The organism is Streptomyces sp. NPDC026417 (assembly GCF_055567695.1).
This window is the reverse complement of record NZ_JBVHPY010000003.1, coordinates 290,161-306,138: the sequence shown is the minus strand read 5'-3', so window position 1 is coordinate 306,138 and position 15,978 is coordinate 290,161. Positions and strand designations below refer to the sequence as shown.

13 protein-coding genes are annotated in these 15,978 nt (G+C 71.2%); 6 read left to right on the top strand and 7 right to left on the bottom strand.

Annotated elements, in window-relative coordinates; all coding sequences use genetic code 11:
* The first annotated feature begins 485 nt into the window (after positions 1–485).
* Positions 486–1,658, top strand: a complete 1,173-nt coding sequence (locus ACZ4NT_RS06570; protein WP_467723901.1) for a serine/threonine-protein kinase — start codon at positions 486–488, stop codon at positions 1,656–1,658.
* A gap of 71 nt (positions 1,659–1,729) precedes the next feature.
* On the opposite strand, the gene ACZ4NT_RS06565 is transcribed toward ACZ4NT_RS06570, so the two are convergent.
* Positions 1,730–3,043 (bottom strand): lipase family protein, encoded by a 1,314-nt coding sequence (locus tag ACZ4NT_RS06565; RefSeq protein ID WP_467724165.1) that lies wholly within the window; start codon positions 3,041–3,043, stop codon positions 1,730–1,732.
* 306 nt (positions 3,044–3,349) lie between these two features.
* Between ACZ4NT_RS06565 and ACZ4NT_RS06560 the strand changes: the two genes are divergently transcribed.
* From ACZ4NT_RS06560 to ACZ4NT_RS06550, 3 genes are all read left to right on the top strand, one after another.
* Positions 3,350–3,871, top strand: a complete 522-nt coding sequence (locus ACZ4NT_RS06560) for an SRPBCC family protein (protein WP_467723899.1) — start codon at positions 3,350–3,352, stop codon at positions 3,869–3,871.
* Between the two features lie 105 nt (positions 3,872–3,976).
* Positions 3,977–5,341: an FAD-dependent oxidoreductase gene (locus ACZ4NT_RS06555; protein WP_467723897.1), complete on the top strand. Its 1,365-nt coding sequence runs from the start codon at positions 3,977–3,979 to the stop codon at positions 5,339–5,341.
* A 426-nt stretch (positions 5,342–5,767) separates the two neighbouring features.
* Entirely contained in the window at positions 5,768–6,958 is a 1,191-nt protein-coding gene (locus ACZ4NT_RS06550) for a hypothetical protein (protein WP_467723896.1), read from the top strand.
* A gap of 33 nt (positions 6,959–6,991) precedes the next feature.
* On the opposite strand, the gene ACZ4NT_RS06545 is transcribed toward ACZ4NT_RS06550, so the two are convergent.
* Positions 6,992–8,560: a hypothetical protein gene (locus ACZ4NT_RS06545; protein WP_467723894.1), complete on the bottom strand. Its 1,569-nt coding sequence runs from the start codon at positions 8,558–8,560 to the stop codon at positions 6,992–6,994.
* Between the two features lie 372 nt (positions 8,561–8,932).
* On the opposite strand from ACZ4NT_RS06545, the gene ACZ4NT_RS06540 reads away from it, so the two are divergent.
* Positions 8,933–11,296, top strand: coding sequence for an AbfB domain-containing protein (locus ACZ4NT_RS06540; protein ID WP_467723892.1), 2,364 nt, complete (start codon positions 8,933–8,935; stop codon positions 11,294–11,296).
* A 42-nt stretch (positions 11,297–11,338) separates the two neighbouring features.
* Here the strand turns inward: ACZ4NT_RS06540 and ACZ4NT_RS06535 are convergent, their stop codons facing one another.
* Positions 11,339–12,010, bottom strand: a complete 672-nt coding sequence (locus ACZ4NT_RS06535; RefSeq protein ID WP_183117158.1) for a beta-glucanase — start codon at positions 12,008–12,010, stop codon at positions 11,339–11,341.
* A gap of 322 nt (positions 12,011–12,332) precedes the next feature.
* On the opposite strand from ACZ4NT_RS06535, the gene ACZ4NT_RS06530 reads away from it, so the two are divergent.
* Complete coding sequence (locus ACZ4NT_RS06530; RefSeq protein ID WP_467723890.1) at positions 12,333–13,190, top strand: isocitrate lyase/PEP mutase family protein; 858 nt, start codon at positions 12,333–12,335, stop codon at positions 13,188–13,190.
* 99 nt (positions 13,191–13,289) lie between these two features.
* Here the strand turns inward: ACZ4NT_RS06530 and ACZ4NT_RS06525 are convergent, their stop codons facing one another.
* From ACZ4NT_RS06525 to ACZ4NT_RS06510, 4 genes are all read right to left on the bottom strand, one after another.
* A complete protein-coding gene (locus tag ACZ4NT_RS06525) occupies positions 13,290–14,033 on the bottom strand; it encodes a phosphotransferase (RefSeq protein ID WP_467723888.1) in 744 nt (247 codons plus the stop codon).
* Between the two features lie 98 nt (positions 14,034–14,131).
* Positions 14,132–14,686, bottom strand: coding sequence for a hypothetical protein (locus tag ACZ4NT_RS06520; protein WP_467723886.1), 555 nt, complete (start codon positions 14,684–14,686; stop codon positions 14,132–14,134).
* Between the two features lie 13 nt (positions 14,687–14,699).
* Positions 14,700–14,960, bottom strand: a complete 261-nt coding sequence (locus ACZ4NT_RS06515; RefSeq protein ID WP_121408023.1) for a hypothetical protein — start codon at positions 14,958–14,960, stop codon at positions 14,700–14,702.
* Positions 14,961–15,132: 172 nt separating this feature from the next.
* Positions 15,133–15,921 (bottom strand): SAM-dependent methyltransferase, encoded by a 789-nt coding sequence (locus tag ACZ4NT_RS06510; RefSeq protein WP_467723884.1) that lies wholly within the window; start codon positions 15,919–15,921, stop codon positions 15,133–15,135.
* Positions 15,922–15,978: the final 57 nt, after the last annotated feature.

Here is a 15,978-nt window from a genome sequence, read left to right as displayed (position 1 = left end):
GTCGGTGAGCCCGACGACCGCCCGCCGACGCCCATGGCAGGTCCGGTACGACGGGCCCGCGCTCACGCCCCCGCGCGGTCGTTCCGGCGTGAGGCAGCCCACCTCGGGCGGGGTGGTGCCCGACGGCCCACGCGACAGCTCGCACCGCGCACAGCCACCCCGGGGGCTCGCCCCTCCGCTTCGGAGCCCCGTGATGCCGGTCGCGCAGCATGAAAAACCCCACTCCGGATGATTGGAGTGGGGTTGTACGGAGCGCCGGGCAGGCCTTGCACCTGCATCTCCCCGCAGGAAGCGGGGCGTCTTGCCTTGGACCACCAACGCGTGGCGCAGCACCGGCAGTTCGGCGACGCGCTCAAGATCGATCATACCCGAGCCGGGATCCGGCGCACAGTCCGGCCGAGGTCCGTTTGGGCCCGACGGCCGGTCGAGAGGAGAATCGGGCGGGCCGCCCCACCGACTGCGGGGGTCGGTCGAAGGGGTGAGACGTGGAGCGTATCGGGGCGTACGTCGTCGAGCGCGTGCTGGGCGAGGGCGGGATGGGCATCGTCTATCTGGCACGGTCGCGCGGCGGCCGGGCGGTCGCGGTGAAGGTGGCGCGGCCGGAACTCGGCCAGGACCCCGCGTTCCGGGAACGGTTCCGCGCGGAGGTGAGCGCCGCACGCCGGGTGGGGGGCTTCCACACCGCTCCCGTCGTGGACGCCGATCCGGACGCACGCCCGCCGTGGCTGGCGACTGCCTACATCCCCGGCCCCACGCTCGCCGAGCATCTCACCGCTCATGGGCCCATGGACGAACCCGCCGTGCGCCGCCTCGGCGCGGCGCTCGCCGAGGCCCTGCAGGCGATCCACTCCTGTGGGCTGGTGCACCGCGATCTCAAGCCCGGCAACATCGTCATGGCCGCAGACGGGCCGCGCGTCCTCGACTTCGGCATCGCGCGTGCGGTGGAGGATTCCCGGCTGACCGTGACCGGTACCAGCGTGGGCACTCCGGGGTTCCTCGCTCCGGAGCAGGCCGAGGGACGAGCCGTGGACGGGGCCGCGGACGTGTTCGCACTCGGAGCGGTGCTGGCGGCGGCCTTCGGCGGCACCCCGTTCGGGCAGGGCACACCGGTGATGCTGATGTACCGCTCGGTCCACCAGGACCCGGACCTGGCGGCGGTCCCGCCGTCCTTCCGGCCCGTCGTGGAGGCCTGCCTCGCGAAGGAACCGGCACGACGGCCGAGTACCGAGCAGTTGCTCGACGCCTTCGGTACGAGCACCGCCCCGGCCCCCGGCCACACGCCGACGGTGCTGTCCGTGCCGGCCGTGCCGCCCCCGCCGGCCTATGCGCCTACCGTCACCGCCCCGGCCGCGCCGTCCGTGCCCCACGGCCCGCAGGAGGCGGAGGAATTCCTCGCCATGGACCACAAGAATGCGGTGGTGGCGGACGCCCAGGGCATCTCGCTGGGGGTCAACGGCCGTCCCGTGGACTTCCCTTGGCCGCTCGTCCATACGGTCACTCGTACAGAGACCGGCCGGGGGTACGGGCTCACCATCACCGTCGTACTGAGGAACGGGGCCAGGCACTCCTGTCGCGTGGTCACCGGAGACGAGGACCAACTCGACACCTGGATCGAGGACTTGGACAGCGTCGTCGCACGCCACTGCCCCCCGGTCTAGCGAGTGCCGTCCACGTCGGCGCCGGCAGGCCGCGCCCACCGCGTCACGCAGCGGTGGCCGCGGCGCACCGGTCAGCGCTGGAAAGGCATCGACCAGCAGTTGGACGTGGCCGCCCGGCCGGCGAGGCGGTCGGTCAGCCAGGACACCGCGTCGCCCTGGTCGGTGATGAGCGGCACCAGGTGATTGGTGATCAGTTTGTCGCCCAGGTTCGGCAGTTCGACGGCCTCGTAGGTGACGTTCGCACCCTTGCGGCACCAGTCAACGGCCAGTTGGCGCGCCTGGGCGTGGGGGACGATGTCGTCCTGGGTCCCGGTGGCCAGGCGTACCGGACCGGTGGGCTTGAGGGTGCCGATGCGCTGCTTGTCGAGAGCGGTCTGCGCCTTGGGCTCGGCCGCGATGACGTCGGCGACCGACTTGCCGCCGATCGTCCATTTCGTGCTCCTGGTGAACCCGTAGCCGAGGATCGCGTCACCGACGCACATGGTGGAGATGTCCTTGAGCGCGGCCCTGCCGGTGGCGTTGATGTTGGCCTCGACGACCGCCCGGAGGTCGGGGTCGGACTGGGCGAATCCGTTGATGGACCAGCCCAGCGCACCGGCCAGGGCACTTCCGTCGATGCCCTTCATGACCGCGGTCAGGTCGGCGGGCGGCGCACCGGCATAGGTGCCGGCGAGCTTGACGTCGGGCGCGTAGCCGGCCTGCAGCTCCGCCGCCGCGGCACTGGCCCCGCCGCCCTGGCTGTAGCCGTACAGGCCGACGCGCGAGTCGGGTGTGATCGACGCTCCGGGCACGGCGCGTGCCGCGCGGGCCGCGTCCAGCAGGGCGTGCCCCTGGTCGAGGCGGTTGACGTAGGTGTGGAGCCGTTCCGTCGTGCCGAGGCCGACGTAGTCGGTGACGACCACCGCCGCGCCGGCCGAGAGGAGCCGGTAGACGGCCAGGGCCTCGTAGCCGACCGAGACGGTCTCGCCCCGCAGGCTCAGCGGGTACTGCAGCGCCAAGGAGGGCGCGCACTGATCGCCCTGGCCCATGGTCCCCGAGGCCAGCGCGACCAGCGGGCGTGGGCCGCCGCGCCTCCAGGCGGCCGAGGGTTCGATGTAGGCGCCGGTCACGGCGACGGGCCGCCCGTCGGAATCCGTGGACTTGTACATCAGGCGGGTGGCGGTGCCCGGCATCGGCCGCCCGCCCAGGCCGGGCAGGCTCAGGCCGAGGGGCAGGGGCTCCTGGCGGATCACCGTGCCGTTGACCGAGGGCAGTTCGGCCGGCGGGTTGTAGAAGGCGGGGATGGTCACCCCGCGGGACACGACGGGCTCCGGCCCGCCGGCGGCGGTCGCCGGCAGGGCTTGCACGCCCATACAGGCCGCCGCGGCCACCGTGACGGCCAACAGCCTGGTGCGGCGCGGTCGTTGCCGGCGGGCGGCGGCCGCCGCCCGGTGCGAGTCCGACGGGTCGTCAGAGTCGCGGAAGGGGGAACGCGAACGGGTGCTCGTGCGGCTCACGGCTCACTCCTCGCTCTGCTCCGATGCAGGTGAGCGGAAGCTAACACCGACCCCTTACCGCCGGTAACTGGTCAGTAAGTTACGCTACGGTAACTATTCCTTGGATCAACCACGTACAGGTGGCACCCACCCGTCTCGACCCACGACAGTGCCGCTACTGACGAGTAAGTTGTCGCCGAGGAAAGGACACCCCCCATGCCCCGCACACTCACCGTGACGCGCAGCATCCTCGTCGAGGCGTCGCCCTCGTCGGTGTACGAGGAGGTCAGCCGCCCGGCCCAGATGGGGCGCTGGAGCCCCGAGAACCTCGGCGCGACCGTCCCGCAACCGGACGCACCGGCCCACGTGGGCCTGGTCTTCGAGGGGCACAACAAACGCGGCCCGTTCCGCTGGACGACACGCTGCACCGTGATCGCGGCGGAGCCCGGCCGCCGCTTCGCCTTCCGGGTCCACGCGATCGGGCTCAAGCGACCCCGCCTGCGCGCACCGATCGCCACCTGGGAGTACCGGTTCTCGCCGGACGGGTCCGCGACCCGCGTGACGGAGTCCTGGACCGACGACCGGCGATCGTGGCCGACCTTCGTGGCACACGCCTTCGACCGGACCGTGACCGGCGGAAAGACCTTCGCGGCCTTCCAGGTCGGCAACATCGACCGGACCCTGCGCAACCTGAAGCGGGAACTCGAAGCCGCACGGCCCTCCCGACCCCGCCCATAAGGCGGCCTTATGAGGTCATCAGCCGGACCCTCGTACCAAGTTAGGATTGCCTTAGTTTAGGCTTCCCGACGAGCCAGCCTGTCGTCGCTCGAAGGGAACCTGATCATGCCGCGCCCTCTGCGGGTAGCCATCGTCGGAGCCGGCCCCGCCGGTATCTACGCCGCCGACGCGCTGCTGAAATCCCAAGCGGCCGGCGAGCCCGGGGTCTCCATCGACCTCTTCGAGCGGATGCCGGCCCCCTTCGGCCTGATCCGCTACGGCGTGGCTCCCGACCATCCGCGGATCAAGGGCATCATCACCGCCCTGCACCAGGTGCTCGACAAGCCGCAGATCCGTCTCTTCGGCAATGTCGACTACCCGCGCGACATCGACCTGGACGACCTGCGGGCCTTCTACGACGCGGTCGTCTTCTCCACGGGCGCGACGGCGGACCGGGCACTCGACATCCCGGGCGTCGACCTCGACGGCTCGTACGGCGCGGCGGACTTCGTCTCCTGGTACGACGGGCACCCGGACGTCCCCCGCACCTGGCCGCTGAACGCCGAGAAGGTCGCCGTCCTCGGCGTCGGGAACGTCGCCCTCGACGTCGCGCGCATCCTGGCCAAGACGGCGGACGAACTCCTGTCGACCGAGATCCCGCCGAACGTCCACGAAGGACTCAAGGCCAACCCGGCCCGGGAGATCCACGTCTTCGGCCGCCGCGGCCCGGCGCAGGCGAAGTTCAGCCCGATGGAACTGCGGGAACTGGACCACTCCCCCACCATCGAGGTCATCGTCGACCCCGAGGACATCGACTACGACGACGGCTCGATCGCCACCCGGCGCGGCAACAAGCAGGCCGACATGGTCGCCAAGACGCTGGAGAACTGGGCGATCCGCGACGTCGGCGACCGGCCGCACAAGCTGTTCCTGCACTTCTTCGAGTCGCCCACCGAGATCCTCGGCGAGGACGGCCGCGTCACCGGTCTGCGCACCGAGCGCACCGCGCTGGACGGCACCGGCAACGTCAAGGGCACCGGCACCCACACGGACTGGGACGTCACCGCCGTCTACCGCGCCGTCGGCTACCTCTCCGACCAGCTTCCCAAGCTCCCCTGGGACCTGGAGACGGGCACCGTCCCCGACCGGGGCGGCCGGGTCATCGAAGCGACGGGCGAGCACCTGCAGTCCACCTACGTCACCGGGTGGATCCGCCGCGGGCCCATCGGCCTCATCGGACACACCAAGGGCGATGCCAACGAGACCGTCGCGAGCCTCCTCGACGACCACGCCAACGACCGTCTGCACACCCCCGTCTCCCCGGCTCCGGAGGCGGTGGAGGCGTTCCTCGCCGAGCGCGGGGTCCGCTACACCACCTGGGACGGCTGGTACCGGCTGGACGCCGCGGAGAAGGCGCTCGGTGAACCGCAGGGGCGCGAGCGCGTGAAGATCGTCGAGCGCGACGAGATGCTCGACGCCAGCGGCGCCTAGGTATCGACCCGGCAACCGACCGCTCGGCCCCGCCCGGGCCGGGCGGCGGCACGTCCGACGGACGGCACTCACCGGCCCCGGACCGGACCACTGCGTTCGGAGCACCACCGAGCGGACCGTCGAGCGGCCCATGAGGCGGCCCGCCGGATGCCCCCCCCAGCCGCCCGCCCCGCCGGTGCGCAGGGCCCAGCCAAGCCACTGGTCGGCGCCGCTGGTGCCCTGGTAGACGGCCGAGCGCCCCATCCCCTGCGGCCTGCCCGCCCACGCGGGCGGCGTGACACCTGCGGGCGGCCGGTACCGGGCGTACCGCGAAGGGCGAAGCATCGCACGGCCGGTGGTGAGCGACGCGCGCCCCCCTGCCCTGCCGCGTGATCGGTACGGCCCATACTGGGGGACGAAAGCCGTCTCCCATCTGCAGAGTGATTCATGGCCAAGCTCCCCACCGCCCGTGCCTCGGCCCCCGACACCGTGTGGCTGGCCCGCGGGCGCCACGTCGGCCCCCACGCGGAAGAGGTCGTCCGACGGCGTCTGCGCGAGCAGAAGAACGATCTGGTGATCCACGACTACCTGGAGTTCGAGGACACCCGTGACGGCACGGACCGCCGTGTCTTCGAGGCACGCTGGCAGGTCCTCGACGCCGTCACCGTGCGCGCGAGGCTGACACTCGACGCGGAGACCGGCACGGGGGACGAGCGCACCTGGTCGCTCGTGGCCGAGGCGGAACGGCCCTGGGAACTGAGCATGCCGTCACCCGCCACCATGTTCTGGCCCGAGGACGCGGACGTGCCCTGGGACCACGACCTCGTCCCGGGACTGCGCTTCCGGGACATCAATCCGCTGCCCGCCGAGGACAAGGCACTGCGGCGGCTGCTCACCACCGCCGCGCGCCACACCTGGAGCATCCACGTCGTCGTCCACGAGGCGATGACCACCGACGAGCGCGGTCGCCTGCCGCTTGCGCGGCTGATGCCGCCGAGCCTGCGGCACCGCATCGTCGAACACCGCGCCGCCCCCGACCAGTACCAGATTGTCAACTGGGCGCTCTACGACCTGGGTGTCCGCGTCCCGCGCGGCGGTGCCGTCGTGCTGCCGGGAACGCCTCCCCGGCCCGGCTACGACAAGGACGAATTCAGCGTACGCAGCGTCTTCCTGGACGGGTCGGAGCCCACCGAGCTCATCGACGCGGTGACGCGTTTCGCCGCCCTGCCCCGCCCCCTGCTCGACGATGCCTCGGCCGCGGTGTCGGACCTGCGCGACCAGTGGCATCTGATGACCGTCGAGGAGGAACTCGCCCAGGCGCGCGCCCTCGTGACCTCGTACGCCGAGGCACTCGACGCGATGACGAAGTCCCGCGATCTGTACCGCGAGGCCGCGGAACTCGCCCATGAGGCGCTGGCCGCCTTCCAGGAGGCACCCGGGGCGGGGCCGTCGGCCGCGGGAAGGCTCCGCACATCCCAGGGTTCCCCGCTCCGGGGTTTCGCGAAGACCCTGGAGCGCCTCAAGGACTCCGCCGCCTCGCTCCGCCTGCCGGCTGCGTCCGCCGTACCGCCTGCCCGGCCGGAGGCGGACCCGGACGTGCACGCGGACGCCACCTGCCCCCAGGACGGTGGCAGGTAGCCGGGCCGCGTGCCGTCGGGCCCTGAGCCCTCGTCAGGTGCCCAGGCCGAAGCCCTTCGTGGTGTAGGCGCACTCCGTGTAGATGTAGCCGGACGACAGCTTGGCCGTGTCCGAGGCGGGGGTCGTGCCATTGGTGCTCGACTTCGGCTTGTGCAGGAAGTACGTGGTTCCGACCGGCAGACTGATCGTGCGCTGCGGGTACTTCTTGCCGCTGTCGCTGCAGGGCTTGAACCCCACCAGCAGTGTGCTGGAGGTGGAGTAGGCCGTGCAGCTGCCGCAGCCCTTGAGCGTGACGCTGCCGGTGACCGGCCCCGTGAACAGGACCGTGATGTCGTCGGGGCTGTCGTTCTTGAGCGTGACCGAGATGCTGCCGCCGGAGGCGGTCGTCGGCACGCGCTTGCCCGCCGCGGGGATGGTCTCGGCGATCTCCGCCGCGATCGCGATCTTCTTGGCGCGAGCCGCGTTCTTGTGTCCCTTGTTGTCCTTGACGAAGTCGTTCATCGTGGAGAGCGCTTCGGCGAAGTCGCCGTCCTTGTACTGGTCCACACCGCAGTCGTACGCGCCCGAGTCGGCGCTTCGGTCCGCCCGGCCGACGTCCTTGGCGAGCGCCTGGTCGGCTCCGGCCTCCTCCCCCCGCAGGCCCGCCACCTGGGAGCTGAGGGCCTTCAATCGCTCGACGGCGGCGCACGGTTCGTCGCCGCGCACGTCCTTCACGGCCTTGTCGACCGCGGAGCCGACGGCGGGCTCGATCTTCGTCGCCGGGTCCGACTCCGGGAAGGTGTCCAGCAGTTCGCCGAAGTGCGTCGGCCAGACCGCGTCCCCGGCGGCGAGGCCGTCCGATCCGCACTCGTACAAGGAGGTGGCCAGGCGGTCGTCGGGCCAGGTGGCCAGGGACCCGAGATCGTCCTTGTCCGTGGTCCGCGACAGCGTGCGCAGGTACTTGAGGGGCGGGATCGCGTCGCAGTACTTCTTCTGCTCATAGGCGGCGCCGACCGTCGTGTAGTAGGTCTTCATGCGATCCGGCACGCGGTCGGCCGCACGGGAGTCGGGGTGGTCCTCCCGCAGGTCGCCGTACACGCGCCACGCGTCGCGGAAATCGGACTGGGCACCGGAGAACGGCTTGCCCTCGGCGGCCAGGACGAGCCGGTCGGCCCGCTCGAGCCGGTCGAGGAGCATCTCTTCCGTGGCTTCGTCGCGCGCACTGTCGTACAGCACGACACCGCCGGCCGGAACGGCGAGGAGCAGCAGGCCGAGGGCGATCGCGAGGGGGGCGGGTGCCGGCCACACCAGCCGGGTGCGGAGTCCCACGATCGCGCCGTGCACGGCCGCGAGTACCAGGAAGACGACGTAGGCGGTGAGGGCGCCGCCCGACACTCCGTCCGGATCGGCCGGCAGGGCGACGAAGAGCAGGAGTGCGGTCGCGGCCCAGCAGACTGCCGCGAGGATCCACCGGCGTACGAACACGTAGCCGAGCCCGAGGCCGCTCAGGTTGAGCAGCGCCACGGCCGCGGCACGCACGGGGTCGGCCGGCGCAGGCGGTGGCGCGGTCGGCATCGGAGGCACGACGAATCCGTGCACCGTCCCGTAATGATCACCTGACATGGCGGCTCCCCCCGGTCAACTACGCCCGCATGTCTGCGATTTGGCAGTGTACGTTCCGTGGCTCGGTCGCGACAGTGGGTGCACGAAGTGATCTCGTGGGAGCGGTGGGACGGTTCGGCGGACGTTTCCGTTTTGTCATGCACCTGTACAGACGGCGGCGGTCGTGCTGTCATGCCAACTGCCGCTCTTTCCAACGTTGTACAAGCTCTGAGGGCACGCCGCCAGTCCTTCTCGGCCGATTCCGTCGTGGACATCGACGGAGCCCGTCCCCGCCGACGGGACGACCGGCCGACGGAGGCGTCCGCGGCTGCCGTCGCGCTGTTCGACGTACGTGCACGTCCTTGCGCCCCCCTCGATCCTCAAGGAGTCACGATGCGCAGCACCGCCGTTCCACGCCCCGCGACGGCCTGGCTCAGACGGCGCGCGAGACGGATCACCACCGCCTTCGCCACCCTCACCCTGGCGTGCACGGCGGCCCTGACCGCCACCGGCGCCGCACAGGCCGCACCCAGCGCCTGGACCCCCAAGCCGTCCCCCATGACCACACCGTGGACGAACCAGGTCCCGGTCGACAAACCGCTGCCGGAGTACCCGCGCCCCCAGCTCACCCGTCCCGACTGGGCCAACCTCAACGGCATCTGGGACTTCGCCGTCACCTCCGCGGACGCGGGCCAGCCCTCGTCGTTCCCCGACCAGATCCGGGTACCGTTCGCCGCTGAGTCCGCGCTCTCCGGGATCCAGCGCAAGATCACCCAGAACGACAAGCTCTGGTACAAGCGCACGTTCACGGTCCCGGCGGGGTGGAACGGCCGCCGTGTCCAGCTCAACTTCGGTGCCAGCGACTGGCGTACGACGGTCTGGGTCAACGGCACCCAGGTCGGGGGCGTGCACAGCGGCGGGTACGACTCCTTCTCGTACGACATCACCGACCGCCTCAACGGCGGCACCAACACCGTCGTCGTCTCCGTCTGGGATCCCACCCAGACCGGCGGCCAGGCGGTCGGCAAGCAGCGCATCAACGACGTGGCCCCGCACCCCGGCGGCGGCATCTTCTACACCGCCGCGTCCGGTATCTGGCAGACCGTGTGGCTGGAGCCCACGGCCGCGGCCCACATCACCCGGCTCGACATGGTGCCCGACCTGACGAACAACACCCTGAAGGTCACCGTGAGGGGCGCCGGTGTCTCCGGTCAGAGCGCCAGGGTGACGGTGTCGTCCGGGGCGACCACGGTGGGCAGCGCCACCGGCGCGGTCGGCAGCACGTTCACGGTGCCGATCCCGGGCCCGCACCTGTGGACCCCCGAGGACCCGTTCCTGTACGACGTGAAGGCCGACCTTCTCTCCGGTTCGGCCACGGTCGACTCCGTGGGCAGCTACACCGGCATGCGCTCCGTCGGCACCGCCAAGGTGGACGGGGTCCTGCGTCCGGTCCTCAACGGCAAGTTCGTCTTCCAGACCGGCACGCTCGACCAGGGCTACTGGCCGGACGGCGTCTACACCGCGCCGACGGACGACGCCCTGAAGTACGACCTCCAGAAGCACAAGGACCTCGGCTTCAACATGGTCCGCAAGCACATCAAGGTGGAACCGCAGCGCTGGTTCTACTGGGCCGACAAACTGGGCCTGCTGGTCTGGCAGGACATGCCCGCGATGGACACCCGCACCCCGGACAGCGCCGCCCGTACGCAGTGGGAGGCCGAGTACGACCGCATCATCGACCAGCACCGCAGTTCACCCTCGGTTGTGATGTGGGTCGACCAGAACGAGGGGTGGGGTCAGTACGACCAGGCCCGGATCGCCGACCACGTCAAGGCGTACGACCCCTCGCGGCTGGTCGACAACATGAGCGGCATCAACTGCTGCGGCTCGGTCGACGGCGGCAACGGTGACGTCCTCGACCACCATGTCTACGTCGGTCCCGGCACCACCGTGCCCAGTGCCACCCGCGCAGCCGTCCTCGGCGAGTACGGCGGCCTGGGCTTCAGGGTGGGTGGTCACGAGTGGTATCCCGGCGGCGGCTTCAGCTACGAGGACCAGCCGGACCAGGCCCACCTCGACAACCGGCTGGTCGGACTCCTCGACGCCCTTCGGGAGGTGCGGATGCCCGCCGGCCTCTCCGCCTCCGTCTACACGGAGATCACCGACGTGGAGAACGAGGCCAACGGTCTGCTCACCTACGACCGGCAGGTCGTCAAGGTGGACGCGAGCCGGGTCCGGGCGGCCAACCGCGCCCTCATCGACGCGTCCCGCGGTCCGGCCGCACCCGTCGTCCTGCCCGCGAACCAGTACAGGTCACTGCGGGTGACCACGCCGGGCTACACGAACCGCTACCTGCGGCACCGGGAGGGCGCCGCCTACACCGACGTGGTCGACGCGAACAGCAGCGCCCTGCTCAAGAGCGACGCCACCTGGAGGATCGTGCCGGGACTCGCCAACAGCGCCTGCTACTCCTTCGAGTCACGCAACTACCCGGGCCAATACCTGCGGCACCGCGACTTCCGCGTCTACAAGGAGGCGGGCAGCGGCGACGTGTTCCGGGCCGACGCGACCTTCTGCGCCGTACGCGGCGCGGGCGGAGCCGTCCGTCTCTCGGCGTCGAACTTCCCCGAGCAGTATCTGCGGCACTACAACGCCGAGTTGTGGCTCGCCACCCCGGGCGGCACCCAAGCCTGGGACAACCCCGCCTCCTTCACCGACGACACCACCTGGGCCGTCGAAACACCCTGGGCGCCCTGACCGCGGGGTGCGGGGCGGCGCGGCGCCGCCCCTCACCCGCGGTCAGTCCGCCGTGTGACGCACCGCCGGGCGGCGCACGACCAGACGCTCCACGGTGTAGGACATCTCGTGGGTCCGCGGGTCGGGGCGCGGGTGGTAACGGCCGCCGCAGACGGAGAGGTTGACGATGAGGTAGGCGAACCAGTCGCGCCCCACGCCGCGTCCGTCGGCGAAGGTGCGCACGCCGTTCACCCACCAGACGACGGAGCGGGCGCCGAACTCCACGCGCAGGTCGACATGCCCGCCCGGACGGACGGAGTCGTCCTGGTGGTAGAGGTGGCCGCCGCGTACGTGGTTGGACAGTTCCAGCAGGTCCGGATGGTCGGGGTGGTACTCGAACACGTCGATCTCCTGGCCGCCGTCCCGCCAGGTCCAGACGGCCGGCCAGGCGCCCAGCTCGGTGGGCAGCAGCACCCGTGTCTCCAGCACGTCCCCCGTGCGGCAGACGAAGCCTTCCTCGCTCTCCTCGGTGGTCAGCAGGCCCGTACTCCACAGGCCGTCGGGCCGCCGGGTGGCACGGAAGGTCCCGCTGCGGGAGTAGGCGGGGTCGGACACCAGGTAGTCGAGCTTGTCGTCGGCCCGGTTGACGGGGCCACCGGCGGGATAGGCCCACGACCGGCCGGCGACCCATTGAGTGTGCGAACTGAAGTCTGCGGTGAAGACGACATCGGACACAGGCCGACCCCTTGCCTGACGCAGGAACAGGACTTTCGGCTTCCGTTACCTCCCCGGTGAGCCGCCGCGCATGCCTCGGCCGCTCCCGCGGCGGCCGGAACAACCCGATGGAGTGAACGCGCCCACGAGGCGGTCCGAACGAGGGCGCGAGTACGCCGGTGGATCGGGAGATCCGGCCACCGGAATCCGGGCGAGTGTCCGAAACCGGAGCGTCCGCCCGAGTGACGGTGATTCGCACATATCCGGGCGGCACTGCGAAGATCACCGCGAACTGCTCGACTGCGGCCGTGCGTTGACGCGGCCGCCTGCCCCGGGAGGGTCAATGGGCCACGGACTCGCACTGCGTGAAGCCATCGCCACAGCGGAGACGACACCGCTGATCGGCGTCTACGACATGTACTCGGCCTCCCTCGCCGCGCGCCACTACGACGGTCTGTTCGTCTCGGGATTCGGCTTCGCGGCCTCCCACTACGGGCTGCCCGACATCGGCTTCATCGCCTGGCCGGACATCGTCGCGTTCACGGAACGGCTGCGGCTCGCCTTCCCCCGCCACCATCTGCTCGTGGACATCGACGACGGCTACGCCGACCCGGAGGTGGCCTGCCATGTCGTCCAGCGGCTCGAACGGGCCGGCGCGTCCGGCGTGATCCTCGAGGACCAGAAGCGGCCCCGCCGCTGCGGTCACGCGGACGGCAAGCAGATCCTGCCCCTGGAGGAGTATCTGGAAAAACTCCGCATGGTCCTCGACAGCCGCGCGGAGATGATCGTGGTGGCCCGCACGGACGCCACGGACGATGCCGAGATCGAGCGTCGCGCGGCGGCTCTGGCCAAGAGTGGAGCGGACGTCGTCCTGGTCGACGGGGTGCGCACCGTGGAGTCCGTCTGCCGCATCCGCGAGGTGACCGGCGGGGTGCCGCTGCTGTTCAACCAGATCGGCGGAGGCAAGTCACCGCGCCTGTCGCTGTCCGAGCTGACGGAGCTGGGCGTCGACGTGGCGATCTACAGCACCCCGTGCCTGTTCGCCGCGCACGACGCCGTCGACCGTGCCCTCACGGCGCTGAAGGACGCGGACGGTCGGCTCCCGGAGCCCGTTCCGGGAGCCGCGGACGTCAAGGCGTCCACCCGGCTTTTGGAAGCCAACGTCAGCAGGCACCACGCGAGGCGGTGTCTCCCGGCCTGACGCACGGGGCCGGACCCGTCCGGTCCGCGGCTCCGACGGCCCGGCCGGAAACCGGCCGACCGCCTCCCCGAGACACCCGCCTTGTCGGCAGCACTCCGGTCACGTCGCGTCCCACAGACGCCGGTAGAAGGCGGTGCGCAGCGGGTCGGGGGCGATGCCGTACGCGTCGAGGAGTTCGTCCTCCCAGCCGGGGCCGTAGTTCCAGTACGTGTTCCCGGTGGCCACGGCCAGGTCGGCCCACCGGTCGGCGACACCGAGTGCGCCCATGTCGACGTGCGCGGACCAGGAACCGTCCTCGCGCAGCAGCGTGTTGGGCGCACAGGGGTCACCGTGGCAGACCACCAGGCGGTCGACCGGCGGCGGCTCGGCAAGGTCCGCGGGCAGCGCCCGACCCGAGCTGCGGGCGCGCTCCAGACGGCTGCCGACCGACCAGTCGAAGGGGCACTCCGCCACGGGCAGCCGCTCGTGCAGGGAGCGGAGCCCCGCTCCCAGAGCACGGACGGCCCTGCGCGGTTCCGCCTTCCACCGGTCACTGACGGCGCTCTCCCCCGGCAGCCCGTGGGTGACGAGCCAGGCGCCCTCGGCGTCCGCGCCGTGCTCGCGTACCCGCGGCACGGGCGTGTGAGCGACGGCCCAGCGCAGGCGTACCGCCTCGGCCGCCAGATCGAGCCCGGAACCCGCCGGAGCCCACTTCGCGAACTGGCGGTCCGCCCCGTCACCGATGCGGAAGGTCAGCCCACCCCGTTCGTTCTGCCACACCGGCAGGAGCGGGCGCCCCTCGGACAGGGCGGCGATCCGCTCGGGCACCCGCACGCGTGACGGCGGTGGTCCGGAGTAGGGCATGGAGGCAGGATCCAGTTCGCTTCACTTCCCTCGCAAACGGATTTCCGGGACCGCCGCCGTGCGAAAACGGGGGCGCCGTCGCGGCCGCTGCCCGCCAGTCAACCCCGCCGGGGCGAACCCGCTTCTGCGGACGGTGCGGCGGGGGAGGCACCCAGGGCATCACGCATCTGCCGCATGCGTCGGTTCTGCCGGTTGCCCGACACGACGAGCGTGCTCAGGCAGAGCACGAACAGCAGGGCGAATCCGATCACCTGCCGCGGACCCGACGTCACGGCGGTCAGCGCCACGACGGAGCCGAACAGCAGGCCCAGGAACACGGTGGCGGGCACCCGGTGCCGTTGGCGGTGCAGTCGGCGCGTGACGAGCTCCCGCATGGCCTCCCGCTCGACGGGGTCCGTGGGAACCTCGCCCCGGCGCAGCTTCCGGTCCAGCGACACCAGGCCGGTCGCCGAGCCGCCCGCGACGCGCTTCTCGCGTCGCCGAACGACGGCCAGCACGCCGACGCCACCGATCGACGTGGCGGCGACGCGCATCAGCACCGCCGGCAGGGACTGTCCAGGGCTGATCAGCATGATGACGGCGGTGGCACCCAGGAGCCCGAGGGCGATCTGCAGCCAGAGCCGTTCGGCCACGAACGTGTTGAACTTCTCCACGGTGCGCCCCCGCCTACAGTCGCGTCCTGCGTCGGGCGGCCGCATACCGCAGCCCCAGGGCCACGGCCAGCAGAACCCACGCGACGGCGCAGTACGCCCACGCGGTCACCCCGCGCACCGCGCCGACGGCACTCCAGATGCCCCAGAGCAACAGGACGACGCACAGAGCCGTCCACGCGATGTCCGCGATGCGGGTACGCAACTGCGCCCGCTGCGCAGTGCCGGGTTCGAGGTCGCCGAGCCCGGACGCCTGGTCCGTCCCCCGTTGCGTCATGTCAGTACTCCCCTTGGTCGCCTTGAGGCTTCCCGGATACCCCGCACCCCCTGACCCACGCACGGCAAGTGACGTGTGGGAGTCGGGAGTTGGGGGATGCAGGCAAGGAGTACGTCGATGCCGTCGCCCGGGCCGGGCGCGACTCGCGGAACCGGGGCGCGTGCGGCGCCCGTCAGGGGATGCGCGCCACCCCGGCGTAGATACCGCTGCCCTCGGGCTCGGGCGCGGGCGTCGTACGGAACCACTCCGGGGCCGTGACCAGACCGGGCTCGACCAGTTCCAGTCCGTCGAAGAAGCGGGCGACCTCCGGGTGGGTACGGAACCCGAGCTGGATCCCGGCCTTCGCGTACTCGGAGGTGACCTGCTCCACCAGCTCCGGGTAGAGGTCGGAAGCCGCGTGCGACAGGACGAGGTAACTGCCGGACGGGAGGGTGGCGACCAGGTTGCGGACGATGCCGTGCGCGTCCTGCTCGTCGGGGATGAAGTGCATCAGGGCGATCAGGGACAGCGCGATCGGGCGGCCGAAGTCCATTACGTCGCGGGCCCGTTCGAGGATCATGGCCGGTTCCCGCACGTCGGCCTGGATGTAGTCGGTGGCGCCGTCCCGGTGGCTGATCAGCAGCGCCTCCGCATGCCGCAGCACGATGGGGTCGTTGTCCGTGTAGACGACCTTCGCGGTCGGTACCAGGCGCTGGACGATCTGGTGGAGATTGGGCTCCGTGGGGATGCCCGTGCCGATGTCGAGGAACTGGTCGACGCCCTCCGCGGCGAGCCACGCGGCCGCCCGGTGCATGAACTGGCGGTTCTGCCGGGCCGCGTCGCGCGCCTCGGCCGGCAGCTTCTCCCCGACGGCCTCGTCGACGGGATAGTTGTCCTTGCCGCCCAGAAGCCAGTCGTAGACCCGCGCGGGATGTGCCCTGCTGGTGTCTATCTGCGGGGGGTGCGGTGTGTCGGTCGTCATGGCGGGCTCCGGCGCGCGAAGGGGGGTTCGGTGCTTCCGATCACCGTAGTTTTGCAC